General features: G+C 48.9%; 17 protein-coding genes. 10 read left to right on the top strand and 7 right to left on the bottom strand.

Going from position 1 to position 25,295, the window contains the following annotated elements:
• The first annotated feature begins 17 nt into the window (after positions 1-17).
• The 5 genes from EHT25_RS04405 (at position 18) to EHT25_RS04385 (ending at position 9,078) form a co-directional block, all read left to right on the top strand.
• Positions 18-1,211 (top strand): NRAMP family divalent metal transporter, encoded by a 1,194-nt coding sequence (locus tag EHT25_RS04405; protein ID WP_229311432.1) that lies wholly within the window; start codon positions 18-20, stop codon positions 1,209-1,211.
• 90 nt (positions 1,212-1,301) lie between these two features.
• Positions 1,302-2,105: a hypothetical protein gene (locus EHT25_RS04400; protein WP_124871200.1), complete on the top strand. Its 804-nt coding sequence runs from the start codon at positions 1,302-1,304 to the stop codon at positions 2,103-2,105.
• Positions 2,106-2,766: 661 nt separating this feature from the next.
• Positions 2,767-6,339 carry a DNA polymerase III subunit alpha gene (gene dnaE, locus EHT25_RS04395; RefSeq protein WP_124871198.1) on the top strand — a complete coding sequence of 1,191 codons (3,573 nt, stop codon included), beginning with the start codon at positions 2,767-2,769 and terminating at the stop codon, positions 6,337-6,339.
• Positions 6,340-6,412: 73 nt separating this feature from the next.
• Positions 6,413-6,733, top strand: a complete 321-nt coding sequence (gene trxA, locus EHT25_RS04390; protein WP_124871196.1) for a thioredoxin — start codon at positions 6,413-6,415, stop codon at positions 6,731-6,733.
• Positions 6,734-6,888: 155 nt separating this feature from the next.
• Positions 6,889-9,078, top strand: coding sequence for a penicillin acylase family protein (locus tag EHT25_RS04385; RefSeq protein ID WP_124871193.1), 2,190 nt, complete (start codon positions 6,889-6,891; stop codon positions 9,076-9,078).
• 77 nt (positions 9,079-9,155) lie between these two features.
• On the opposite strand, the gene EHT25_RS04380 is transcribed toward EHT25_RS04385, so the two are convergent.
• Entirely contained in the window at positions 9,156-11,252 is a 2,097-nt protein-coding gene (locus EHT25_RS04380) for an HRDC domain-containing protein (protein ID WP_124871190.1), read from the bottom strand.
• A gap of 520 nt (positions 11,253-11,772) precedes the next feature.
• Here EHT25_RS04380 and EHT25_RS04375 point away from each other — a divergent pair.
• From EHT25_RS04375 to EHT25_RS04365, 3 genes are read left to right on the top strand one after another with little or no spacing between them, the layout of a single operon-like run.
• A complete protein-coding gene (locus EHT25_RS04375; protein WP_221622239.1) occupies positions 11,773-12,447 on the top strand; it encodes a FadR/GntR family transcriptional regulator in 675 nt (224 codons plus the stop codon).
• 44 nt (positions 12,448-12,491) lie between these two features.
• Entirely contained in the window at positions 12,492-15,785 is a 3,294-nt protein-coding gene (locus EHT25_RS04370) for an efflux RND transporter permease subunit (RefSeq protein ID WP_124871187.1), read from the top strand.
• On the top strand, positions 15,769-16,911 hold the full coding sequence (locus EHT25_RS04365) for an efflux RND transporter periplasmic adaptor subunit (protein ID WP_124871184.1): 1,143 nt from the start codon (positions 15,769-15,771) through the stop codon (positions 16,909-16,911). Before EHT25_RS04370 ends, EHT25_RS04365 begins: the two co-directional genes overlap by 17 nt.
• Before the next feature lie 340 nt (positions 16,912-17,251).
• Here the strand turns inward: EHT25_RS04365 and EHT25_RS04360 are convergent, their stop codons facing one another.
• On the bottom strand, positions 17,252-17,641 hold the full coding sequence (locus EHT25_RS04360) for a DUF1398 domain-containing protein (protein WP_124871181.1): 390 nt from the start codon (positions 17,639-17,641) through the stop codon (positions 17,252-17,254).
• A 230-nt stretch (positions 17,642-17,871) separates the two neighbouring features.
• Between EHT25_RS04360 and EHT25_RS04355 the strand changes: the two genes are divergently transcribed.
• The gene (locus EHT25_RS04355) at positions 17,872-18,636 is read left to right on the top strand and encodes a helix-turn-helix domain-containing protein (RefSeq protein ID WP_124871179.1); all 765 of its coding nucleotides are present in this window, start codon (positions 17,872-17,874) and stop codon (positions 18,634-18,636) included.
• A gap of 21 nt (positions 18,637-18,657) precedes the next feature.
• Here EHT25_RS04355 and EHT25_RS04350 read toward each other — a convergent pair whose 3' ends face one another.
• Positions 18,658-19,827, bottom strand: a complete 1,170-nt coding sequence (locus EHT25_RS04350; protein ID WP_124873497.1) for an aspartate aminotransferase family protein — start codon at positions 19,825-19,827, stop codon at positions 18,658-18,660.
• A 137-nt stretch (positions 19,828-19,964) separates the two neighbouring features.
• Here EHT25_RS04350 and EHT25_RS04345 point away from each other — a divergent pair, with 137 nt between their 5' ends.
• Positions 19,965-20,843: a hypothetical protein gene (locus EHT25_RS04345; RefSeq protein WP_124871176.1), complete on the top strand. Its 879-nt coding sequence runs from the start codon at positions 19,965-19,967 to the stop codon at positions 20,841-20,843.
• An 87-nt stretch (positions 20,844-20,930) separates the two neighbouring features.
• On the opposite strand, the gene EHT25_RS04340 is transcribed toward EHT25_RS04345, so the two are convergent.
• The 4 genes from EHT25_RS04340 to EHT25_RS04325 all read right to left on the bottom strand — a co-directional run bounded on the left by EHT25_RS04340 (position 20,931) and on the right by EHT25_RS04325 (position 25,261).
• Complete coding sequence (locus EHT25_RS04340) at positions 20,931-22,127, bottom strand: hypothetical protein (RefSeq protein WP_124871173.1); 1,197 nt, start codon at positions 22,125-22,127, stop codon at positions 20,931-20,933.
• A 52-nt stretch (positions 22,128-22,179) separates the two neighbouring features.
• Positions 22,180-22,977, bottom strand: a complete 798-nt coding sequence (locus EHT25_RS04335) for a type 1 glutamine amidotransferase (RefSeq protein WP_124871170.1) — start codon at positions 22,975-22,977, stop codon at positions 22,180-22,182.
• Positions 22,978-23,061: 84 nt separating this feature from the next.
• Entirely contained in the window at positions 23,062-24,162 is a 1,101-nt protein-coding gene (locus EHT25_RS04330; protein WP_124871167.1) for a carboxylate-amine ligase, read from the bottom strand.
• Positions 24,163-24,193: 31 nt separating this feature from the next.
• Positions 24,194-25,261: an ATP-grasp domain-containing protein gene (locus EHT25_RS04325; protein WP_124871164.1), complete on the bottom strand. Its 1,068-nt coding sequence runs from the start codon at positions 25,259-25,261 to the stop codon at positions 24,194-24,196.
• Positions 25,262-25,295: the final 34 nt, after the last annotated feature.

Below are 25,295 nucleotides of genomic sequence, written 5' to 3'. Positions count from 1 at the left end.
CTCTTAACTCTTACTCCGTGCCCAAATCACTTTCCATTCGTTCCGGACTTGGCAGTATTTTGTTCTGGTCCGTTATTTCGGCGGCTTTCATCGGCCCTGGTTCCGTTACGGCCTGTGCCATGGCGGGCGCGCAGTTTGGTCTGCAATTGCTCTGGGTGCTCACTTTCGCGACCTTCGGGACGGTCTGGCTCCAGGAAGCTGCCTCCCGCATCACCATCGCCACTGGCCGGGATTTAGGGCAAACCATTGCCCTGGCAAATCAGAAACGAGGCAAAACCGTTCCGTATCTGCTGTTTTTCGCAGTAACATTTGGTTGCGCTGCATACCAGGCTGGTAACATTCTGGGAGCGGTTTCGGGTTTGTCCCTGCTGACGGGCTGGTCAGCGCGCTGGCTGACCATTGGCGTGGGAGCCGTTTGCATCATTTTGCTGGCCATTGGATCGACCCAGTGGATTGCTAACTTTTTGGGAATCATTGTGTTCGCCATGGGTGGCGCATTTGTTTACGTGGCCTTTGGTGCATCTCCTCCGGCCATCGAGGTGGCGAAAGCGCTGGTTGTTCCTTCCTACCCGGCGGGGTCCTTGCTGCTCATTAACAGCCTGATTGGCACCACGATTGTACCGTATAACCTGTTTTTTGGATCAGGCATTACGCAGGGACAAACCCTTTCCGAAATGCGATTAGGCGTCTGGATTGCGGTTTTGCTGGGGGGCTTCATCTCGGTGGTGCTGCTGATCGCGGGTTTGCTCATTACGGGTGGTTTTACGTATCCCAACATGGCGGCTGTGCTCAGCGAGCGGGTGGGTGCCTGGGGCGGTTTGCTGTTTGCGTTTGGCTTGTTTGCAGCCGGGTTTGCGTCTTCGCTGACGGCTCCGCTGGCGGCTGCCATCACCGGAAAAAGTTTGCTGGGATGGTCCGAGCGTTCGTGGACCTATCGCCTGGTTTGGATTGGCGTGTTGGCCGTTGGACTGGCGTTCGGTTTATCTGATTATAACCCGGTGAAAATCATTGTAATTGTTCAGGCCATCAACGGTATTTTACTGCCCGTCGTCACCATTTTTCTGTTTCTGGCAGTTAATGATCGCAAACTAATTCCGGACGGTTTTCGAAATTCACTGTCGCAAAATCTGGCGATGTTGCTGGTGGTCGTGGTTTCGCTGATTTTTGGGGGCTGGAATGTATGGCTGGCCGTGCAAAGCTTGTTCAATTAGTCGCTTATACTGCATCCAGCTCGTTCCTCACTAAATAGTTGATTTTGGTTAAAGAGAAAAGTATCTTCGAATAATCAAACAAATGATGGTATGAAATCGGGAAAAAATATACTGACTTTGTGGGTTTGCGTTGCGGCACTGACCGGTTTAGGTGGTTGTGCGACCAAAGTTTATCAACTCAAACCGGTTTCCGGCGAGGTAGCTCAGATCGATGGCCGGTCGATAACGAAAGCGGAGCAGGACGGAATTGTGGTGGTGGCTTCGTTCGAGCGCCTGGATTTGCAATATGTGGCACTGGATATTGAGGTAAAAAACAAAACCGATCACCCGTTTGATGTCAATCCGGCGGATTTTCAATACACGGCGCTGGATAAAGACCAGCATACGGTTTTTATCACCAACAGTTCTCCCCAGAAACCGCTGATGTTTTCGGCGGCAGATCCAATCCGGGAGGCCGATCAAACGGGTTACAATCAGGAACGGGAAGTAAAGCGAATTAAGCGGGCCAAAGTTATTAACACGGTTTTGCTGGTGGCCGCCGTCGCCAGCGATGTGGCCTCCTCTTCGTCACGGAGCAATCAACGGCCCGAGCGTTGGGTTCAAAACCGCATTACGCACAATAACATTTATTCCGCCATTCAGGCCAAACGCATGATCGACCATGGTTTGTTCGCCGATCGGATGCAGCGGTATGATTATGAGGCCTATCGCTGGAAAGAACTATCCCTGAAACCGACCACTCTCCAACCCGGCCAGTCGGTTCGGGGACTGGTTTACCTGCCCATGAGTCGGGAAGCTAAAAACATGCTGGTCAACTATCCAGTGTCTGATTATGAGTCTATTATGATTACTTTTCAGCAGGATTGGGTGAACGCGAAGAAGGGAAGGAATTGAATCGGGAGGTATTTCGAAGAACTCGTTGACAAATTTCTTTGGTATGATCGTTTAAAGATGGAAACAATACCCATCAAGGCGTTGCCTGTCAATTGATTTGATTATCACCAACACATAATCTGCCAGCAAATTGGCGATCATTGGCTACAGACAGCCCAATTGGCTGTTTTAAAAGCGCCGTCCGCCATCGTCCTCTGAATCCTGCACATCCCGGTTTCGCGCATGTTGAATTAATGCAATCAGAGCCATGTATGTGTCCACCGTATCAAGGAATAGGGTGCAGAAACGGTAGCCCAACCAACGCCCCGCAGGGCGCGATCAACTTCGTTGTGACTTTATCAGAAACCGAGCGCGCCAAGTTTCTTCCGGGCGATACCCGGTCGGATATTTGGTTCGGAAGCGGAGAAAAACAGGATAATATTCTGCTGACGGATAACGGGTAACAGCTGATCGACGTCGGGATATCGGCCCTGAAAAAGCAAGTTGGTGAGAAGTTGTTCGGAAAATATATTGAATTGAAAGAACAGGAATTGAATGAATTTAAGCTCTATTTTCTAAGCCGCTGACAATCAGATTGACGTAAATATTCTACCGCTAAATCCGAATAAGCTCGTCTGAAAGTCTTATTTTTAGCTTAGTAATTTTCTGAAAAACCAGCAGGATGCAATTTTCCCACCTCCATTGCCACACCCAATACTCGCTGCTTGACGGACAGGCCGAGATCAAGAAGCTGATCAAGAAAGCCAAATCGGACAATATGCCCGCCGTCGCCATTACGGACCATGGTAACATGTTCGGTGTGTTTGAGTTTGTAGCCGAAGCGGCCAAACAGGGCATAAAACCGGTGGTCGGTTGCGAATTTTACGTCGTAGAGGACCACACCAAAAAGCAATTTACCAAGGAACAAAAGGACATTCGATACCACCAATTGCTGTTGGCGAAAAATCCGACGGGCTATAAAAACCTGATCAAGCTTTGCTCGCTGGGGTACATGGAAGGTCTGTACGGGAAGTATCCCCGGATCACCAAAGCCCTGATCGATCAATATAAAGAAGGCCTGATTGCGTCGACGTGTTGCATTGGCGCTTCGGTTCCGAAAACCATCCTGAAAAAAGGCGAAGAAGCGGGCGAAAAGGAGTTTCAGTGGTGGCTCGATCGGTTTGGCGAGGATTATTACGTCGAACTGCAACGCCATGAGATTCCCGATCAGATCAAGGTCAACGAAGTGTTGGTGAAGTTTGCCCGCAAATACAACGTCAAAATCATTGCCTCCAACGATTCGCATTATGTAGACCGGGAAGATTGGGTGGCGCATGATATTCTGCTGTGTGTCAACACGAACGAAAAACTGAGTACGCCCTCCGAAAAGGAATTTAATGACGAGGAAGGCTTCAAGAAAGGCACCCGGTTTGCGTTTTTTAGTGACCAGTTTTACTTTAAGAATACCCAGGAAATGTCAACGCTGTTCCGCGATTTACCGGAAGCGATTGACAATACCAACGAGATCGTCGATAAGGTTGAAACACTGAAACTGAAGCGTGACATTTTGCTGCCGAACTTCGTCATTCCCGACGGGTTTGCCTCCCAGGACGATTACCTCGAATTTCTGACCTTCGAAGGGGCGCGGCAACGGTACCGCGTTTTAACGCCCGAAGCCGACGAACGTTTACGCTTTGAGCTCGGGGTGATTCGGCAAATGGGGTTTGCGGGGTACTTTCTCATCGTATCGGATTTCATCAAAGCCGGGCGTGATCTGGGCGTGATGGTGGGGCCCGGCCGGGGCTCGGCGGCTGGTTCGGCGGTGGCCTATTGCATTGGCATTACGAACATCGATCCGATCAAATACAACCTCCTGTTCGAGCGGTTTTTGAATCCTGACCGGAAGTCCATGCCCGATATTGATACGGATTTTGACGACGAAGGTCGGCAGAAAGTGATCGATTACGTGGTGAAAAAATACGGCAAACAGCAGGTGGCCCAGATCGTGACGTACGGCACGATGGCGGCCAAATCGGCCATTAAGGATGTTGCCCGGGTCATGGAGTTGCCACTGCCCGAATCCAATGCGCTGGCGAAACTCGTACCCGACAAGCCGACGTATAACATGACCCTCCGGAAAATTTTTGAGGACTCCATCGAATCGCTCGGCCAGATGATCCAGCCGGAGGAGGTTGAGAATGTTAAGCGAATGCGGGCAATTGAAGGTGGTAACGATCTGCAAGCCAAGGTATTGAAGCAAGCCCGTAAACTGGAAGGCAACATTCGGAACACCGGGATTCACGCAGCCGGGATCATCATTGCACCCGAAGACCTTTCAAACATCGTTCCGGTTTCGACTTCGAAAGAATCGGATTTGATCATTACGCAGTACGAAGGGAAAGTCATTGAGGATGCGGGGGTTATCAAGATGGACTTTCTGGGGTTGCGAAACCTGACCATCATCAAGGAAAGCCTGCGGCTGATCAAGCAAAACCACGGTGGTTTGTTAGTCAATGGGGTCGAAACCGACATTGACGATATTCCGCTCGATGACGAAGATACCTACCGGACTTTCCAGCGGGGCGAAACCAACGCCATCTTCCAGTTCGAATCCGACGGGATGAAAAAGTACATGAAGGACCTTAAGCCCGACCGGTTTGAGGACCTGATTGCCATGAATGCCCTGTACCGTCCGGGTCCAATTGCCTATATCCCGAATTTCATTAACCGGAAACATGGACGCGAGGAAGTAAAGTATGATTTGCCGGAAATGGAAGAGTACCTGGCCGATACCTACGGTATTACGGTTTACCAGGAACAGTTGATGCTGCTTTCCCAGAAACTCGGCAATTTTACAAAAGGAGATGCTGACGTCCTGCGGAAGGCAATGGGGAAAAAAGACCGTGCGACGCTTGATAAAATGAAGGGCAAATTCATGGACGGCTGCGCGGCTAACAAATTGAATCTTAAGACTTGCGAGAAAGTCTGGACCGACTGGGAAGCCTTTGCTTCCTACGCATTCAATAAATCCCACTCGACCTGTTACGCTTTTGTGGCCTACCAGACGGCCTATCTGAAAACGCACTACAAAGCCGAATACATGGCTGCGGTTTTGACGAGCTGTTTGGGTAACATCGAAAAGATTACGTTCTTCATGGAAGAGTGTAAAGCCATCGGAATTCCGGTTTTAGGTCCCGATGTCAACGAATCGGAGCGGTTTTTTGGGGTCAACCAGAAAGGGGAAATTCGCTTTGGATTGGGCGCTATCAAAGGCACCGGCGATGCCGCCGTGGAATCCATTATCGAGGAACGCAAAAAAGGCGGTCCGTTTAAGGATGTATTCGATTTTGTAATCCGGATTAACCTGCGAACAGTCAACAAAAAAACGCTTGAATCTTTGGCGTATGCCGGCGCGTTTGATAACATCGACGACTTCCACCGGGCGCAGTATTTTGATGTGCCGCCGGGCGAAACGGGTGCATTTATTGAAAAACTGACGAAATACGCCAATAATTACCACGCCGAAAAGTCGGCCGCGCAGCAATCCCTGTTTGGTGGAGTGGGAGGAGAGCCGAGTATTCCGCGGCCCAAAGCCCCGCAGGTTCCGAACTGGGGAGAAATTGAACGGCTGAAATTCGAAAAAGAAGTAGTCGGTTTCTACATTTCCGGTCACCCGCTGGACGAGTTCCGGGTTGAACTGGAAAGTTTCTGCACCTGTACGCTGGACCGGTTATTTGATGAAGAGAATCAGGGCCGGGAAATAACCGTGGGCGGCATTGTGACAAGCAAGCAACTCCGGCAGTCGAAAAACGGCAATCCGTTTGTGATTTTTAAACTGGAGGATTACAACGGTACGGTGGAAATGAGTTTATTCGGGGAGGATTTTGTGCGTTTAGGTAATTACATCGAAGAGGGCCTCTTTCTGCATGTCAAGGGAAAACTGCAAAACCGCTGGAACTCAGATACCTTTGAATTCCGTCCGAATTTCATTCAATTGCTCACGGAAGTCCGGACAAAATACAGCAAGGAACTCAATGTGAAAATGGAATTAAAGCTGATTAACAATGAGTTTGTCCTTAAGTTGACCGACCTCGTGAAAGCGTATCCCGGTTCGTGTAACCTCGTGCTGCAGGTGACGGATGAGGAAGATCGGGTCAATGTCAGTATGCTATCCAGACCGTTCAAAATCTCGCCGGTAAACGAGTTGCTGAAAGCGCTGGATGCCATGGACGGTGTTGACTACCGATTGAATTAGTGATGAACTTTTTTCTCCGTCAAAACATTGTACGTACATAAGAGTTAAAATAGACAAAAATCGAGATACAATCATGGCAAAAGCGATTGAAATAACCGACGCCAACTTCGCGGAAGTAATTAATTCCGATAAACCGGTTTTAGTGGATTTTTGGGCCGAATGGTGCGGACCCTGTAAAATGATCGGACCGGCTGTGGAACAGTTGGCAGGAGAATACGAAGGCAAGGCGATTGTCGCTAAAATGGACGTTGATATGAACGCGCAGGTTCCGGCTCAATTCGGTATCCGCAGCATTCCGACCTTGATGGTTTTCAAAAACGGTAAAATGGTCGATAAGGTAATTGGCGCCGTAGCCAAATCCGTTCTGGAACAGAAACTGGCCGCCCATCTGTAATCACAGGAGTGGTTTGATATATCAGGTAAAGCCGGACAATAGTGTCTGGCTTTTTTTATTGCCCGATACGGAGGAAAAGCAAGAAACTGGTGCCGGGTAGTTGCCCGGTTTTGGCTTTTGCGTTATCTTACCGAAGAACGCATACAGCCATTTCGATGAGATCACTTTTTCTGCTGACTTTCCTTTTTTCTGCTCTTTCTGCAAAACCGCAAACTTTTCGACCGGATGAAATCGCGCGCTGGCAAAAACGGGCCAAAACCGTTACGATCGCGCGCGACACCTGGGATATTCCGCATATAAGCGGGAAAACCGATGCCGATGTGGTTTTCGGGTTGTTGTATACCCAATGCGAAGACGATTTTGCGCGAGTGGAGGAAAATTACATTGATGCGATTGGCCGAATGGCGGAAGTTAATGGCGAAACGGCTTTGTACCACGATCTGAGAGCCCGACTCTTCATGGATACAACGCAGGCCATTGCGATTTATCGGAAAAGCCCGAAATGGCTGAAAAGCCTGCTGGATGCGTTCGCCGACGGGACGAATTATTACCTCTATTCCCATCCACACATTAAACCCCGGCTGTTGACCCGGTTTCAGCCCTGGATGCCCCTGATGTTTAGTGAAGGGAGCATTGGAGGAAACATCAGCGTGATTTCGACCGAGCGGTTGAAGGCGTTTTATACGAACACCCAATGGACCTCGGTTGTTAATGATTTCGATAAATACGATCGCGAACCCACGGGTTCAAACGGTTTTGCCATTGCCCCGTCCAAAAGTGCTTCGAAAAATGCGCTGCTGCTGATCAATCCGCATACGTCGTTTTATTTTCGCTCGGAGGTTCACGTAACGAGTGAGAAGGGCTTGAATGCCTACGGTGCCGTGACCTGGGGGCAATTCTTTGTTTATCAGGGTTTTAATCAAAATTGTGGCTGGATGCACACCTCCGGTAACGCCGATTCGATGGACGAATACGTGGAAACGGTTGAGAAGCGAAACGGTGCGTATTACTACAAACACGGAAATGAGTGGCGTCTGGTAAAGACCGAAAAAGTGTCACTGCCGTATAAAACGGACAAAGGGTTGCAGCGGAAGGAATTTACAATTTACCGCACACACCACGGCCCGGTAGCGGGCCAGTTGGGTGATCAGTGGATTACCATCAGCATGATGAATGACCCGTTGAACGCGTTGGCGCAATCGTATCTCCGAACGAAAGCGAAGGATTATGAGAGTTACAAACAGGTGATGAAACTAAACGGCAACGCGACTAACAACACCGTTTATGCTGACCGGAATGGTACCATTGCGTATTGGCACGGCAATTTTGTTCCGAAACGAAATTCAAAATTTGACTGGAGCCAGCCCGTCGACGGGAGCGATCCGGAGGCCGATTGGAAAGGTCTGCACGCTATTGATGAAATTGTTCAGGTAAAAAATCCGGTCAATGGCTGGCTTCAGAATTGTAATTCGACGCCATTTACCGTTGCGGGGTCCAATAGTCCGGCAAAAAGCCAGTATCCCACCTATATGGCACCCGATGAGGAAAATTTCCGGGGCGTGAATGCGGTTCGTGTGTTGGGCCGAAAGACTGATTTTACGCTGGACACCTTGATTGCAGCCGCGAATGATCCACACCTGCCCGGTTTTGAAGGCTTGATTCCATCTTTGGTGCAGGCCTACCAAACCCAGGCTGAAAAGCCGGAAGGGCAATTGAAAACATTAGCCGAAGCGATCGACACGCTTCGGAACTGGAACACGTGTTACGGTGCGACTTCGGTGGCAACTTCCCTGGCGGTTTTTTGGGGAGAAAAAATCCTGCGAATGGCTCGGCAGCGGGTGCCAAATGGCCAGCGGTTTGATTTTCTGACTTTTACGGATTTTATGATTAAAAATACGACGCCGGAGGAGAAAGTGAAGTTGCTCACCGAAGTGGTTGACGAATTAACGCGTGACTTTGGAACCTGGAAAACCGCCTGGGGTGAAATCAACCGGTTTCAGCGACTGACCGGAAAAATAAGTGAGACATTTGACGACTCGAAGCCGAGTTTTGCCGTCGGTTTTATGCCTTCTACCTGGGGTTCACTGGCGGCTTTTGGCGCACGAACGTATCCGGGAACCAAAAAACGCTACGGAAGTGTCGGTAATAGTTTTGTAGCCGTCGTGGAATTTGGCGAGCGCGTGAAGGCAAAAACCGTGGTGAATGGCGGGCACAGCAGCAACCCGGCATCACCGCATTTCAACGATCAGGGAGCCTTATTTAGCGCCGGAAAGTTTAAAGATATTTGGTTTTATCCCGAAGATATTCGCCAGCATGTCGGAAAAACGTATCATCCGGGAGAGTAAAGACTTTGATAATTGACGATTGACCATCGACTATAGTCATAAACTTCATCTATTGTCTAACGTCAGCGGTCCATCGTCTATTTATAAGCTCGGATAATTGCGAGCACGTCCTCGCCAATCATCTTCACCTTCGTTTTTCCAAATCCTTTTACGGTCAATAATTCATCGAGCGTGGAGGGCTGGGTTTTGGCGAGTTCGAGAATGGTTTTTCGGGGCAAAACCATGTAACCAGCGGTGTCGTTTTCTCCGGCCAGGTCATCCCGCCATTTGGTTAGCGCTTTGTAAAGCGACGAGCCGGATTTTCCCCCGGTTTCTTCGGATTGGGCGGTTTTTCGGTTTTCGCGGCTTTTCCGGTTCGGTTGAAAAACCAGTTCGGCGCCGTTCCTCGCTTTCAGGTATGCCAGGGCTTCAAAACCGGTCAGGCAGCTTTCAAAACAATACTGTTTAACCATCAACTCTTTCTCCAGTTCGTCCATTGATTCGAGCAGGGCTTCCCGAACGAGCTTATTATCCGAATCCGTTGGGCAGGTGTAAAATAGTGGGAGTAATTCGTTGGTGATGAGGGTATTAAAGTAAGCTCCCGCTTTTTGAACCCGTTCCTGCAAAGCTTCATTTTCTTCGGGCAACTGATTCTCAAGGAAATAGGATGGAAGCAGCCGCTGAAACCGGATTGTGATGTTGCGGACTTTCTCACTGAACAACGTTTTGAACTGGGATAAAACCGTATGCACTTCAACGTCCAGGCTACCCGCGTGTTCATTAAAAAGCCGGAGGCACTTGTTCACCAGATAATCCGTGCGATCGAACGAGAATAGTTCCACCAATAGATTTTCCTGATTAAGCTGCTTCGAATTCCTCAGTTCCGCTTCGTCCGGTACCTGCAACTGAACCTGCTCGTGAAATTCTTCCAGAATCAGCTCGGTTTTAATGCTTTGCGACGGAATGGGTGCCCGCAGCACCAGACCTTCCAGCGTTTTGCAGCGACTTAAGGCCACGTAAACCTGACCGTGCGCAAATGCCGATGCCGCATCAATAATGGCCCGTTCAAAAGTCAACCCCTGGCTTTTGTGAATCGTAATGGCCCAGGCTAGTTTTAGGGGATATTGATTAAACTTGCCGATGGGTTCTTCCCTGATTTCATTTGTGACCGAATTCAGTGAATAACGAATGTTGAGCCATTCCATCCGGGTAACCTCCAGCGTATCGGTTTCGTGTGGGCATTTGACGTAAATACAGTCCTCGTCGATGTCCGTTATCTGACCGATTTTGCCATTATAAAAGAGCTTTTCGCGCGAAATATCGTTTTTGATGAACATCACCTGAGCCCCTACTTTCAATTCCAGTTGTGCTTCGGTGGGGTAAGCCTGGACCGGAAATTCGCCTTCGATGGTGGCTTCAAAGGTGTGCGATTCGGTATCCAGAGCCAGCAGTTTTTGATTATTAAGCTGTTGAGCTGAATTATTGTGGGTTGAGAGCGTTATATACCCTTCGTTTTCGTCCGGCGAAAACTGGGAAATATACCGCTGGTTCAGTTCCTCCAATTGAGGACGAGTTACGCGTTTTTCCCGAATGCTGTTCAGTATTTCAACAAACCGCAGGTCAGATTGCCGGTAAATGTGGAGCAACTCGATGGAAATATAAGGCGTTTTCCGCAACGCAAGACTCCCGAAAAAATAACCGGTGTCGTAATACGGCTTTAAAAACGTCCAGTCGTCGTCGCGAATCACTGGTGGCAGTTGCTGCATATCACCAATCAACAGCAATTGTACGCCACCAAACGGTTCGGAACGGTGGCGAAACCGTCGCAGTACCTCATCGATGCCGTCGAGTACGTCGGCTCGAACCATACTGATTTCGTCAATAATCAATAAGTCCAGCGTCCGGAGTATCTTAATTTTCTCCCGGTTGAATTTCTTCGATTCCCGGCTGGTGGCGCCCGGAATCAACGGGCCAAACGGGAGTTGAAACAGCGAATGAATTGTAACTCCCCCGGCATTGATGGCGGCCACGCCCGTTGGTGCGACAACTACGAGTCGCTTGGAAGTCAACTGCTTGATTTGGTGCAGAAAAGTGGTTTTCCCCGTTCCGGCTTTTCCCGTCAGAAAGACGTTTCGGTTGGTATGCAGAATAAAATCGTGGGCTAACTGGAGCTTTTCGTTAACAATGGTGGGCATAGAGTGACAACAAATAGATACTTAGCCGATCGGAGGTTACACCAGGAAAAAGCATTCCCCGGTTTTTCGCAAAAGAAGCTGAATATACGAAAAGGAACAGTCGTAAGCTACATTTTTCATTTTAAGACCGGATCAAAACATCGCCAGAATACCGTCATCGCTTCAACGACATATTCCGGTGAGAATGAATCCGCTCAGGTAGACTGGGTATAAAACCACCCACCGCCGAACGCGGGAATCACAACAGGCTAACTTAATAAAAGAATATTTTTCGTTAAGAAAAGCAACAGTGGGAAGTGCGAACGTCTGTTAATTTATAATTAAAATTGGGGTGAAACGGGTGTGATTTTAGTGAAATTCTGCCCGATGACCGGCTTTTCAATTCGTTGAGTAGATCCATTGTAGGACTATTCTTTTACTTTTAATTGCTTTTCAAATTCGTTCGTTTCGCAAAATAATCATACCGGTTTTCCGGCTTGTGCTTTTAAAAACTTCGTCCTATTTTTACTCATCAGATGATATGATGACCACAGATACGTTACGAATCAAGCGCGAGAGCCTGGCCGATGCCGTGGGGAAAAAACTACAGCAGCAAATCGCATCGGGCCATTACGCGATTGGCGAAAAGCTGCCGTCCGAGCCGGAACTGATGCAGCATTTTGGCGTCGGACGGTCGACCGTTCGGGAAGCCATCCGGATTTTGGCCAATAAAGGTCTGATTCGGGTGCAGCAAGGTTTAGGCACCTTCGTCGAACTCCAGCAAAACAGTGTTGAACCGTTTCACCAGAGCTTACAACGCGCCGAGGGCGACGATGTCAACGAAGTGAGGCAGTTACTTGAACTGAAAATTGCCGAAAAAGCCGCCCTGAATCGGACGCAGGAAGACATCGAATTCATGACGGTTTATCTGCAAAACCGACACCAGGCTGCCCTGCAAAACCGCCCGGAAGCCTGCATCGAAGCCGATATTCAATTCCATATTCGGCTGGCTATGGCCTCTAAAAACGAGGTCCTGGTCGATTTATACAAAATCATTGCCGATAAAATGAAGAAATCCTTCATGGAAGTATTTATTACAACGGAGACCTTGCTCAGCAAACAAAGTATGCACACGGCCCTGCTGCAAAGCGTCGCTGACCGTGACCCCAAAAAAGCATGGTATTGGGCAGCTAAGATTACGGGTCAAATCCGGTAGGTGCAGAAATTCCTATTCCATTTTATTAAACAGGACATCATAGTATGGATTTAATCCGATCAGCCTTACGCAAACCCATCACCGTTCTGGTGTTGGTCGCGGGATTATTTTATTTTGGTGTCGGTGCCGTTCGCACGATCAAAATTGACATTTTTCCCAATCTGGATTTGCCGGTCATTTATATTTCGCACCCTTACGGCGGTTTTACCCCGAACCAGATGGAATCGTTCTTTGGCAAACAGTACGTCAACTTACTTTTATACGTTTCGGGTGTAAGAAGTATTGAAACGCGTAATATTCAGGGGCTTACGCTGATTAAATTGTCATTTTACGAAGGTACGAACATGGCCCAGGCTGCGGCCGAAGTTTCTTCGTATACCAACCGGGCCCAGGCTATTTTTCCGCCCGGGTCTCAGCCGCCGTTCATTCTGCGGTTCGATGCGTCGACCTTACCAATTGGTCAACTCGTTTTAAGCAGTCCGTCCCGAACGAACAACGAATTGCAGGATATGGCCAACGTGTACGTTCGGGCCGGTTTTAGTTCCATTCCGGGTCTGGTGGCTCCGGCACCTTTTGGTGGAAACTCCCGGACCATCGTGATTAAAGCCGATCCGGCATTGTTGCGGTCCCATAACCTGACACCTGATCAGTTGGTGGCGGCTTTACGGGTGAATAATCAGGCCACACCAGCCGGAAATGTACGCGTTGGCGACCTGAATTATTTCACCCCGGCTAACACAACGATCAAAAATGTCAAGGATTTTGAAAATATTCCGATCTACTCCGGTTCCGTTCAGAATATCTACCTGAAAGATGTTGCCAAAGTGGAAGATGCGGCCGATATCACGTCGGGTTATGTATTGGTCAATGGCCGTCGGTCCGTGTATTTACCGATCACTAAATCGGCCGATGCATCGACCTGGGAAGTGGTTCAGAACCTCAAAAAAGAGCTGCCCCGGTTTCAGTCTTTATTGCCGGAAGATGTCAAATTATCCTACGAGTTTGATCAATCGGTTTACGTGATCAATTCCGTTGAAAGTCTCGTTACGGAAGGTGTCATTGGCGCGATTCTAACGGGTTTAATGGTGTTGCTTTTTCTGGGCGACCCGCGTGGAGCATTGATCGTTATTATCACGATTCCGATCTGTATTATTTCCGGGGTTTTATTCCTTTCTTTATTCGGGCAGACCATCAATATTATGACCTTGAGCGGTTTGTCATTGGCGATTGGGATTCTGGTGGATGAATCGACGGTAACGATTGAGAATATTCACCAGCACATGGATATGAAAAAGCCCAAAGCGCTGGCAATCTGGGATGCGTGTAAAGAAATTGCGTTTTCAAAGCTGCTGATTTTATTCTGTATTCTGGCGGTTTTTGCACCGGCTTTTACGATGAAAGGAATACCGGGTGCGTTGTTTTTTCCTTTATCGTTAGCGATCGCCTTTTCCATGATTACTTCCTACGTCATGGCGCAAACACTGGTACCGGTTTTGTCAAACTGGTTGATGAAAGATCACGTTTTTAAAACCAATGGCAAAGCCGGGAAAAAGGATTCGAAGCGGGCAAGGACTGCCGCTGCCAATGGCGCAGCGTTGACAGCGGAAGACCGGATTCTGAGCGGGAAACAGAAACTGGCGCATCAGGCCGATTTGAACAATGACGGGAAAATCAGCCAGTTTGAGCAGCTACGGATTAATTTCGTGCGCTTCATTGGTTGGACGCTTCCATACAAACGATCCATCACAATCGGGTATTTCGTGATTGCGCTGGGTAGCACGGCCTTTTTCTTATCCATCATTGGACGTGACGTTTTACCCCGCGTAAATGCCGGTCAGTTTCAGGTTCGGTTGCGTGCGCAGGATGGAACCCGATTGGAAAAAACCGAAACCACGATGTTAAAAGCCATCGATGTATTACATCAATTGGTGGGGAAAGAAAATGTGGAAATTACCTCCGCGATGGTGGGAATGCACGGTTCGCAGTTTTCGACCAGTCCGATTTATCTTTTTATGGCCGGACCTCAGGAAGGTGTTCTTCAGGTGAGTTTAAATGATGAGTATGAGGTAAATCTTGATCAGTTAAAAGATCAGTATCGGGCGAAAATGAAACAGGCGTTACCGGATATAAAACTATCTTTCGAACCGATTGAATTGACCGATAAGATTCTGAGTCAGGGATCACCAACACCCATCGAAGTAAAGGTGATTGGGAAGAATAAACCGCAGAATGAGGAGTATGCCAATAAGGTGATTGCCAAACTGAAGGAAATCCCTTATTTACGCGATATTCAGATTGGTCAGGCCATTAATTATCCGGCAATAAATATTGAAATTGACCGGGTTAAAGCCGCCCAGTTAGGCGCGGATGTCTCGGTTATTTCCCGCTCATTGACAGCGTCAACTTCATCATCCCGGTTTACGGAAAAAAACGTCTGGATCGATCCGAAAAGTGCTCAGATGTACAGCGTTCAGGTGCAGATTCCGGAGAATAAAATGTCGAGCATTAACGATATTGGTGAAATACCGGTTTTGCCCAATCAGAATCGACCGGTTTTGAGCGATGTGGCGACGATTAAAAAAGATAAAACGTACGGCGAAAATGACAACATCGGTGCCGTACCGGTTTTATCAGTCACGGCCAATTTGAACGATATGGATTTGGGAACGGCAACGACCGATGTGAATAAAGCCATTGCCGATTTGGGAGAGTTGCCGCGCGGATTGCTCATTGAAGCCCGGGGATTGACGCAGGTATTGACGGAAACACTCGACAGTTTACAAACCGGTCTGTTAACCGCTATCATTGTTATTTTCCTGATGCTGGCGGCCAACTTCCAGTCATTTAAAGTGTCGCTGGTCGTGTTGTGTACGGTTCCGGCCGTTTTGGCAGGCTCCCTGGCGTTGCTGCTGTTGACCGGTTCGACGCTGAACCTGCAATCGTACATGGGCATGATCATGTCCGTGGGCGTGTCGATATCCAATGCGGTGTTGCTGGTTACCAATGCGGAACAGTTGCGGATGAAAAACCATAATGCGTTGCTGGCGGCCAAAGAATCGGCTTCTTTGCGGATGCGGCCCATCCTGATGACCAGCGTGGCAATGGTGGTGGGGATGCTCCCGATGGCACTTGGTTTTGGCGAAGGCGGATCGCAAACCGCTCCACTGGGACGAGCGGTTATTGGCGGGCTGATCGCGTCCACCTTTGCGGCTCTGCATATTTTACCGCTGGTATTTGCCTGGGTGCAGGCCAAATCATCCACGCAATCGGTTTCACTCGACCCAGAAGACAAAGAAAGTAAACATTATATTCCTGATGTATATGAATCGGTTAATTAATAGATTAGGGTATCCATTGCTTACGGTCCTGACCGGTTTTTTGGTGGCCAATTCGTTGACGGGTTGTCATTCGACGGAAGGCAAGGCCGAAAAGGAAAAGGTGGCTGCGGCAGAAGCACCGGAACCGGTTGAGGTATTTGCTCTTCAAAAGGGGAAATTATCCTCCAGCCTCCAGATTCCCGGCGAGTTGCTGGCATTTCGGGATGTGGATATGTACGCCAAAATCAGCGGTTTTGTGAAATCCATACACGCCGATGTCGGTTCGGAAGTGCAGGAAGGTCAACTCCTGGCGTTGGCTGAAGCCCCTGAACTGAATGCCCAATTGGCCTCCGCCGAATCCAAACTGAAAGCGCAGGAAGCGCTGTATATTGCCAGCAAAGCAAATTACGACCGCTATGTGGATGCGGCTAAAACCCCCGGGACCGTGGCGGCTTCGATGATTGAGCAAACGCTGGCGAAAAAAGAATCGGATTTCGCCCAGCTTGAAGCCGCCAAATCTGCGTATCGGGAAGTGGCCGATATGCGGAAATACCTGGAAATACGGGCGCCATTTAGTGGTATCATTAGCTTGCGGAACGTTAGTACAGGTGCGTACATTGGGCCATCGGGCAAGGGTTCAGAATTGCCGCTTTTTGTTTTGACCGAACAAAAAAGGCTGCGTTTGGTGGTTTCCGTTCCGGAAGCCTATACGGGTTATGTGGATCTGAATGATGAGGTAAGTTTTACGGTCAAAGCGTTTCCGAATAAAAAATTTACCGGCAAGGTGAAACGGCTGGCGGGTGCTTTGGACAAACGGCTGCGGTCGGAGCGGACGGAAGTCGATGTGATTAATTCGGACCGAAAACTGCTGCCGGGCATGATTGCCGAAGTAACCATTCCGCTACCGACCAAAAACACTACGTTTATTGTTCCTAAAACCGCCATTATAAATTCATCGGTTGGCGTCTTTATTGTGAAGGTCATTAATCAAAAGGCAGAATGGGTGCCCATTCAGAAAGGGCTGGAAGAAGGCGATCAGGTGGAGGTTTTCGGTGAGGTAAAAGAAGGAGACCAGATCATGACGACGGCCACCGAGGAAGTCCGGAATGGTTCGCCGGTTCCTTCATCGAAATTGGTTTCGAAGTAAGTTCAATAACCGGTCATCCGGTTTTGAGCAGCATTAGTTCTTTTTGAAAAAGACTGCAATAGGTTCTCTATCAGGTAATTGGAATCGATGCCCAGGCCGGTTTATGAATCGGTCTATAGGTAAAAGTGGTGCCTTTTTTTTGGGCAAATTCCCGAATACCGTTTCCCGAATTATGATTTAGGTATCGGCTTTCTGGGTTTAAAAAAAAGGAGAAACGCGCCAGGCGGGGGGATTCATGTAACAAGGGAGTTTAGGAATTTAAGCAGCTTTATAACGCTTATTGTATAGGTTGGTAGGAGTTGGGCTTTCCCTCAACTCCTACCAACCCATCCGTGCGCATTCAGGAAGGGATTTTTTCTGCCAGAATTTTCTGACCTGCTTTGTCATGGTACGTGCAGGTCATTTTTATGAGGTCAACGGTCCATTCGGCAATGCCCAATTCTGCGCAAGTGCGGAAGAACATTGGGGGATCGGTTTTGCCCTGCTGATGATCTTTCAACTCGGCTTTGAATTGCTCCAGGTCACAGTGATCCGCGATGGGAAGCGTCGGATACCGGGCTGGGGCCGTGGTCTTGAAATCATTCTTTCCCACATAATCAGTATGCCCGTCGGTGACATAGGTTGTATAAAACCGCACTCCCACTGATTTAATCTCCTGGATATAGGCGGGAAAGTCGGCGCCCGTCCTGACTTTGCTATGCGCTTGCTTGATTTGTTCAATCGTAAACATGGGATCTGTTCGTTAATATAACCTATATTGTTATACCACAAAGGTCGGCAAGCCCCAATGCCGGTAATTGTAAAAAATCGTTTTTGCTGCAAGTTTTGAACGATTGCTGCCCAAGGATGCACCTTCGAAGTGCGCTGATTTCTGTGCTGATTCAGCGAAACGTTTGAGATCCTATGTAGCGAACTGAATAGCTGAATTTGTATCTTTGAGGTATACGAATTCGCTTTTTTATGCGCTTTGACAGCTTTATTCCCATTGATCGACTAAAGCCCTACATCAGCCATTTTGTCATCTCCGAGAAAAACCACGAAAGTGTATACAAAGTATTTCCCGGTACGAGTCTGGTCATTGGTATTCAGTATGGTGGAAGTCTAAAAACGGGGAAAACCGGTATCGAAACCAACCTGTCCACCGCCGGTATTACCGGCATTGCCGATGAGGTGAAATTGTTTTCTAACTCGGCTCACATCGGTACCATTCTGATTTATTTTACCGAACTGGGGCTGGCGCATTTTACAAGCTGTCCGGCAAACGAATTATTTAATCTGAATGTCTCACTTGAAAATATATTTGAGAAACAAAAGATCCTCGATATTGAGGACAAATTAGGCAGCGCTACGACCGATCAGGAGCGAATCCGACTGGTGGAGCTTTTTTTACTTTCGCAACTCAAAGATAGCAAGACCGATAAGCTCATCATCGAAGCCGTTAGACTTATTTACCAGGCCAAAGGAGCAATTCGAATCAGAGCGCTTAATCAAAGGTTGATGATCAGCCAAAGCCCGTTCGAAAAGCGGTTTCGGAAACTGGTGGGCACAACCCCTAAAAAGTTTGCTTCCATTGTTCGGTTCAATACCGTTCTCAGCCAGCTTAATGGTTCCAGGTCGTTGATGGACATTTGCTTTGAGAATAACTTCTTCGATCAGGCGCACTTCAGCAAGGACTTTAAAGCCTACACGGGAGAATCGCCCGAAACCTTCCGGCGATTTTATTAACACCAGTTGTTAATTTTCAGATTAAATCGAATCCAACAGGATGTCACAGGCTTCCCGGATTTGTGCTTCCGTGATGATCAGGGGCGGGGCAATGCGCATGGAATTGTCGCAGAACAAAAACCAGTCGGTGATGACACCCCGCTCGATGGCGCGATCGATGACCGGTTTTAACACGTCGAAGGATTCAAATTCGGCCGCCAGCATCAAGCCTTTGCCCCGAATTTCGCGAATGGCCGGATGCACCAGCAATTGCCGGATCAACTGTCCTTTGGCTTCGGCCTGATCGTGTAATTTTTCGGCCTGAACAACCCGCAGCGTTGCCAGCGAGGCCGCCGAACAAACCGGGTGACCGCCGAAGGTGGTGATGTGTCCCAGAATTGGGTTGACTTTGAAAACGCCCATGATTTCCGCCGAACTGATGAAGGCACCGATCGGCATACCGCCCCCCATTCCTTTGGCACAAACCACGATGTCGGGAACAACGCCGAAACCTTCAAAAGCCCAAAAGGTGCCGGTTCGACCAAAACCGGTCTGAATTTCGTCGAAAACCAGCAACGCGCCGACCTCCGTACAACGTTGTCGAACAGCCTGAAGGTAGGAAGCATCCGGAACCCGGACACCCGCTTCGCCCTGAACTACTTCCAGGATGACGGCGGCCGTGCGTCCGGTAATCAGCTCAAGGTGTTGCCAGTCTCCGTGCTGAATGTGACGGATTTCGGGTAGAAGCGGGCGAAAATTTCGTTTAAAATTCTCACTGCCGGATAGTGAAAGAGCACCTTGGGTTGCACCGTGGTACGCGTTGAAACACGAAATAATCTCCCGCCGGCCCGTAAACCGTTTCGCCAGTTTCATGGTCCCTTCAATGGCTTCGGTTCCGGAGTTGGTGAAGTAAACGGTATCCAGCGGTTCGGGTAAAGTTTGGGCCAAAGCCTGCGCCAATTCGACCTGCGGAGACTGAATGTATTCCCCATACACCATCAAATGCAGGTATTTGTCCAACTGCTCCTGAATAGCCGCCACGACCGCAGGATGCCGGTGCCCAACATTGCTGACCCCAATGCCCGAAATCAGGTCGATGTACCGGGAACCGTTTCCGTACAGGTATACGCCCTCCGCCCGCTCGATTTCAAGGGCCAGCGGAAAGTCCGAAGTTTGTGCAACGTGCTGAAAAAAGAGTTGCCGGTGGGTCAAATGTGGATTGTTCGTCAAAGAAATAGTTATTAGTCGGTACAAAATTACATCTAATAAACGCTTGGGCGAAACCAGTTTGTTTATTAACTTTCGTAATCACTCCATATTGTGCGCCTATGAGGATAATCTACCTATCTATGCTTCTGGGATTTTTGCTGATTTCGAAGAGTCGGGCGCAGGAGGTTTACTACGAACCTGGTCAGGCGCACATTCCCGGTACTTATGATTTTCTGCTCAAAAACGGTACAACCCTGCGTGGTCAATTCGTGCGTCGGGACAGTGCGTCGTATCTGATTCGGACTAAAAAAGATGGCGATCAACTGCTGCCGGTCAACACGATTGTCCGGGCGGATCTCATTGGCGGTACGTTACGGAGCGGGCCCGACTATCCGAACGGGTTTCCGTTTCGGCTCTTTGTCATGCCAACGGCGTACATGCCCGAAAAAAGAAGTCTGTATTTTCAAAGCAGTTACGTTTTATTCAGCCGCCTTGATGCAGGATTTACCAAAAATTTCAGCGTTGGAACTACCTTTCAAACCCTGAATCCCCGGAATTTTCACACTTTTTCGGCTAAATACGGCGTTAAACTAACCGAACGAACCCGGGTTGCGCTGAATGTCCAATACATTGGCATTCGCTTGAACGAACAACTGCTAACCCGTTTCGGACTGGCGCAGGGAATTGCCACCGTTGGCAACTTGGAACGGAACATCACGGTAGGAGCTGGCGTAACGTTTTCCCAAAAAGGAATTGCCTCTTCCGGTGTTGTAACCATTGGCTATGTCCGGAAATTAACGCCGGATCTGACGTTCATCAACCAGAACAACATTCTGATCGGTGAATCGATCGAACCCCAGTATACCTATCTGGCTGGTTTATCGTCTGCCGGTTTGCGGTTCAATCGCCGTCGCCACGCTTTTGATACGGCCCTTTTATTGCCGGTTTACAGTTCGAATGGCCTGATTCGCACCAGCCCGCTGCCCTATCTCAGTTATCAGGTGCGGATTGGGAAGTGAGGGGTGTTTGACCAATGACGATCGACCAATGACCATTGTCAGGAGTCGAGCGTCAATGGTCATTGGTCGATCGTCTGCGGTCAATGGTCATCTATCTTCCTCAAAAAAACAAACCGTTCCGCCGACCCAGTCGAAATCCTGGTTGAACCGGACGCCGATCATTTCACCCCGGCTCAACCGGGCCAGATTGGTCAGCAGGGTAGGGCGAGGATCTTTCTCGTGCCAGATGTACAACATCCGGATTTCGCATTTCACCAATCCTTCGGGTGACTGAATCACCGGCTCGTATCTGACCTTCCGTTGCAGTAAATAATTCTCTTTATCAGCTATGGAATCCAGCTCGGCCTGATTGACCGAGAGCTTAACGCCACTGCCCGCGAAGGAGAAAAGCGGTTTTAAAACGTAATTTTCCAGATCATCCGGATAAATCTCCAGTGTATTCAAATACCGGCTTTCCGGAACGTACGGACTGTTCAGCAACGGCAGCGTGTGTTTGCTGATGCGGAAAAACCAGTTGGGATGGCCAATCCATTCAACGTCTACATCGTCGGTCAGCGAAAAAGCGGTTTTTAAATCTGGAAAGTTTTCTAACTCGTCAAATATCAGGCGGTTATAAATTCGCTTGATGTGGTATCGTTGTCCCTCTTTTTCGTAAAACAGCTTTCTCCCTTCCTTCTGAATCTTCGTCAGACACACCGCTTCGATGCCCAGCATCTCGTGCGTAATGGCAAAATCGATCCGGGTTTTCTGCTTTTCGGGATAAATTTCCAGCAGTATAACCTGCTCCGGCGGCTCATTTCCGATAATCAATCGGCGTAAATGCTGGCGGTAGGTTTCGTCCGAGTCCACGTCGAATAGGTGGCTAAAACCGGTCGGAATGGGGAAATAATCCCGAAAAGTACCGGACACGTACGATTGAAACCCGAACATGGAAGGAAAGCCCTGCAACTCGATCAGTTGGGGGACCAGTTCGTCATTTTCGTCCCGGCAAATGGCAAAATCAATGGCCAGAAATGAGGCATGATCGTTTTCATTCGGAACCCGCTGGTGGGGTGGAATCGCGGCTTCCGACAGGTCCTTAAAATCCGCTTTGGTGATCGTATCGATGATCGAGTCGCAGGCATCCAATAGGCGGTTTTTGAGCGTAATGGGAACAAAGACCGGGGTCTCTGCAACCCGAAAATCCAGCTGACCCGGATAATCGTGGTGAATCTGATCCAAAAAAGCCCGGTATTGTTCCGGGCTGAATGCTTGATTGTATGCCTGACGAACGGATGCGATCATAATCGTTGGCGGGGAACCGGTAACAAAAACCGGTTCCCGCTTTAAGGTTTTATCAGATAGTTTGGCGCAGAAAATCCGGAATCAAAACCGATTCGGTCAAGACAATTTTTTGGGGGTCCATCAACGAAGCAACCATCTCGTTGTATTTTGCTTCCCCGTGATTTTCAACGATTTGCTGCTTTTTTTCGTCTTTCATAAAATACCGCAGCATGCCCTCGCCGTCGGCTTCCGGATGAAACTGGGTCCCGAAAATTTCGTCCGTAAACCGCACCGCCATAATGGCACGTTCATAGTCGACATGCGGACGAATTTTTTCCAGACACAGCACTTTGGCGTCCAGCTCGCTGATTCGCTGCCAGTTCGGCTCGGTTAATTGATAATCCCGCGAATCGACCGCAAAAAACGGATCGGGCAATTTTTGAAACAACGGATCAAATTGCCCTTCGTCGGTTTTGTGAATCGGAAAAATACCGAACGAAGTCGATTTCCGCTTGCTGATGGTTCCGATTCCGAGGTGACGCGAAACGAGCTGGAACGAATGACAAATCAGAAACAAGAATTTCTTTTGATCACTGATCCGATTGTGCGAAAATAACTGGTCGATCAGCGCAAAATACGGATCTTCCCAGGATTCACCGCTCGGCAATGGACTTCCCGGACCACCACTTGAAATGTAAATATCGAATTCCAGGCCGGGGATTTCGTTTTTTCCGCGAACGTTAAAAACCGTATGCGTCAATTCGACTTTCTCTTTGGCGCTAATATTCCGTATCAATTGCAAAATACAGCGCATTCCTTCATTCGGGACGTTATTGTACAAGTCCAGAACAGCCACTTTCATTGATTCCATTGTAAGTTTCAAAGCTACAGTTATAACCCAAGACCCGGTTTTGCCACGATTGGCGCTCCCAAGGATAGGGTGGTTAAAAGATAACTAGATCAAGCCGTGAGAAGTTTCCTCCACAATGTAATCCACAACGCGCTTCAAATCATTGGTTTGCCGAAAAACCGCCAACTGGCGATCGGCGCCGGTTCCCATTTCCAGGATGGTTTTGATGTATTCCACTTCTTTCCGGCTGCCGAGTTCATCCACCACATCGTCAATAAAATTGAGCAGTTCCTGCGCTAATGTGTGATACGGAACTTCTTCCTGTTTGCCAAAATCGATCAGCTTGCCTTCAATGCCGTAACGGGCCGCCCGCCATTTGTTTTCGTTGATTAAAATCCGCCGATAGGGCCGAAAATTCAGGTTCTGACTGTGCAGTTTATGAATTTTGGCCACCAGCGCCTGCATCACTGCCGCCAGGCAAATGGTTTCATCCACACGCATCGGCACATCGCAAATCCGGAATTCGATCGTGTTGAAAAAAGGATGTAACCGGATATCCCACCAGATTTTCTTGCCGTTGTCGATGCAGTTTGTTTTAACGAGCAGATTGATGTAATCGTCGTATTCGGCGGCTGAAGCAAAATAGTCGGGAATTCCCGTCCGGGGAAACTTGTCGAAAACCTTGGAACGGTACGATTTAAAACCGGTATTCCGGCCACACCAGAACGGCGAATTGGTCGATAATGCGTAAATATGCGGTAAGAAGTACCGCACCGCATTCATGATTTGCAGTCCTTCATTGCGGTTTTCGATGCCCACATGGACGTGCAGCCCAAAAATCAGGTTGGAACGGGCTACGTCGCGCATCTCGTCGATGAGCTTGTCGTAGCGTTCATTGTCGGTAATGAGCTGATCCTGCCAGTCGGATATGGGATGCGTTCCGGCGGCTGCAATTTTCAGATTCTGTTTTTCCGCCAGATCGAAAACCATCCGTCGCAGGTACGTGACTTCTTCGCGGGCTTCCTGAATATTAGTGCAAATATTGGTGCCGACTTCCACCACAGCCTGGTGCATCTCGGCTTTAACCCGTTCCTGCAACTGAATTTGACCGCCCTCCACAATTTTCGACATGTGAGAGCGTAATTCCCGCGTAACCGGGTCGATTGTCTGAAATTCCTCTTCGATTCCTAACGTGAAAACTGGCATGAATCCGGATGGGGCTGAGTGAACCGATGAATTATTTTGCCTTCTTTGCTTTCGGCTTGTCGGCGGCTAAGGACTCTTCTTTTTTCGCCTTTTTCTTTTCGACCGGTTTTTCGGTGGACACTTCCACCGGTTGCTCCGGTACAAAAAGCTGTCCGTGCGCCGAACTTTGGATGTACGAGCCCCACGTCAGGTTGTCGCCCCCCGGCTTTTGTGCTTTTGCCCGCGAAATCGCCATGTTGGCAGCTGCTTCCACCACCCACTCGAAATTATCCGGACCCACCGAATTGATATCGGCATCGGGTGCCGGGTTGCAGAAATCGATGGCATACGGAATCCCGTCGCGGACGGCAAATTCGACGGTGTTGAAATCGTAGCCCAATGCCCGATTGAGTGCAATGACGTAATTTTTAACCGTCGTCATCAATTTTTTGTAGGCTTCGCCCGTGGCTTTGGGTTCGGCGGCATACCGCAGGTGGTGCGGGTTGCGGGGTTCGTAGGGCATGATCCGAACATCGGTTCCGCCAATGCAATAGCAGCGGAAATAATCATCGAAAATGATTTCTTCCTGCAACATCATGACGAGCTGGCCCGTTTCGGCATATTTCTCCCACAGGTCGTCGGCGTTGTATATCTTGTAAACACTTTTCCAGCCACCCCCGGAATGCGGTTTCATGTAGGCCGGAAAACCGATGTACTTGAAGATGTACTCCCAGTCCATCATTTTGAGGTTCCGGAAGGAGTTTTCGTTGGTATCGTCCGGTCGGGCTTTCGATGGCAACAGTACGGTATTCGGAACCGGAACGTTCAGTTTGGTGGCAATGGCGTTATTGAAAAATTTCTCGTCGGCGCTCCACCAGAAGGGGTTATTGACTACGGCAGTGCCGCTCAATGCTGCGTTTTTCAGATAGGCCCGGTAGAAGGGGACGTCCTGCGAAATCCGGTCGATGATGACGGCGTAGTCGGTGGCTTCGCCCTGAACCACTTTGTCGATGCTGACAAATTCGGCGACAATGCCGGTTTCATTCTTGCTATTGACGCGGTCGACAAAAGCCTGGGGAAACGAATTTTCCTGACCAAAAAGGATTCCAATTTTCTTCATATACGTTTTTCTGAGACAAAGTCTGTGGTAAATG

Source organism: Larkinella rosea (genome assembly GCF_003858635.1).
Taxonomy (GTDB): domain Bacteria; phylum Bacteroidota; class Bacteroidia; order Cytophagales; family Spirosomataceae; genus Larkinella; species Larkinella rosea.
Note: the sequence above shows the minus strand (reverse complement) of the source record. Positions and strands in the feature narration are given on the sequence as shown.

Bases quoted from the DNA above. Each gene is read 5' to 3' on its own strand.
- EHT25_RS04400 (WP_124871200.1), top strand. From the start codon at position 1,302: ATGAAATCGGGAAAAAATATACTGACTTTGTGGGTTTGCGTTGCGGCA.
- dnaE (WP_124871198.1), top strand. From the start codon at position 2,767: ATGCAATTTTCCCACCTCCATTGCCACACCCAATACTCGCTGCTTGAC.
- trxA (WP_124871196.1), top strand. From the start codon at position 6,413: ATGGCAAAAGCGATTGAAATAACCGACGCCAACTTCGCGGAAGTAATT.
- EHT25_RS04385 (WP_124871193.1), top strand. From the start codon at position 6,889: ATGAGATCACTTTTTCTGCTGACTTTCCTTTTTTCTGCTCTTTCTGCA.
- EHT25_RS04380 (WP_124871190.1), bottom strand. From the start codon at position 11,252: ATGCCCACCATTGTTAACGAAAAGCTCCAGTTAGCCCACGATTTTATT.
- EHT25_RS04375 (WP_221622239.1), top strand. From the start codon at position 11,773: ATGATGACCACAGATACGTTACGAATCAAGCGCGAGAGCCTGGCCGAT.
- EHT25_RS04370 (WP_124871187.1), top strand. From the start codon at position 12,492: ATGGATTTAATCCGATCAGCCTTACGCAAACCCATCACCGTTCTGGTG.
- EHT25_RS04365 (WP_124871184.1), top strand. From the start codon at position 15,769: ATGAATCGGTTAATTAATAGATTAGGGTATCCATTGCTTACGGTCCTG.
- EHT25_RS04360 (WP_124871181.1), bottom strand. From the start codon at position 17,641: ATGTTTACGATTGAACAAATCAAGCAAGCGCATAGCAAAGTCAGGACG.
- EHT25_RS04355 (WP_124871179.1), top strand. From the start codon at position 17,872: ATGCGCTTTGACAGCTTTATTCCCATTGATCGACTAAAGCCCTACATC.
- EHT25_RS04345 (WP_124871176.1), top strand. From the start codon at position 19,965: ATGCTTCTGGGATTTTTGCTGATTTCGAAGAGTCGGGCGCAGGAGGTT.
- EHT25_RS04340 (WP_124871173.1), bottom strand. From the start codon at position 22,127: ATGATCGCATCCGTTCGTCAGGCATACAATCAAGCATTCAGCCCGGAA.
- EHT25_RS04335 (WP_124871170.1), bottom strand. From the start codon at position 22,977: ATGGAATCAATGAAAGTGGCTGTTCTGGACTTGTACAATAACGTCCCG.
- EHT25_RS04330 (WP_124871167.1), bottom strand. From the start codon at position 24,162: ATGCCAGTTTTCACGTTAGGAATCGAAGAGGAATTTCAGACAATCGAC.
- EHT25_RS04325 (WP_124871164.1), bottom strand. From the start codon at position 25,261: ATGAAGAAAATTGGAATCCTTTTTGGTCAGGAAAATTCGTTTCCCCAG.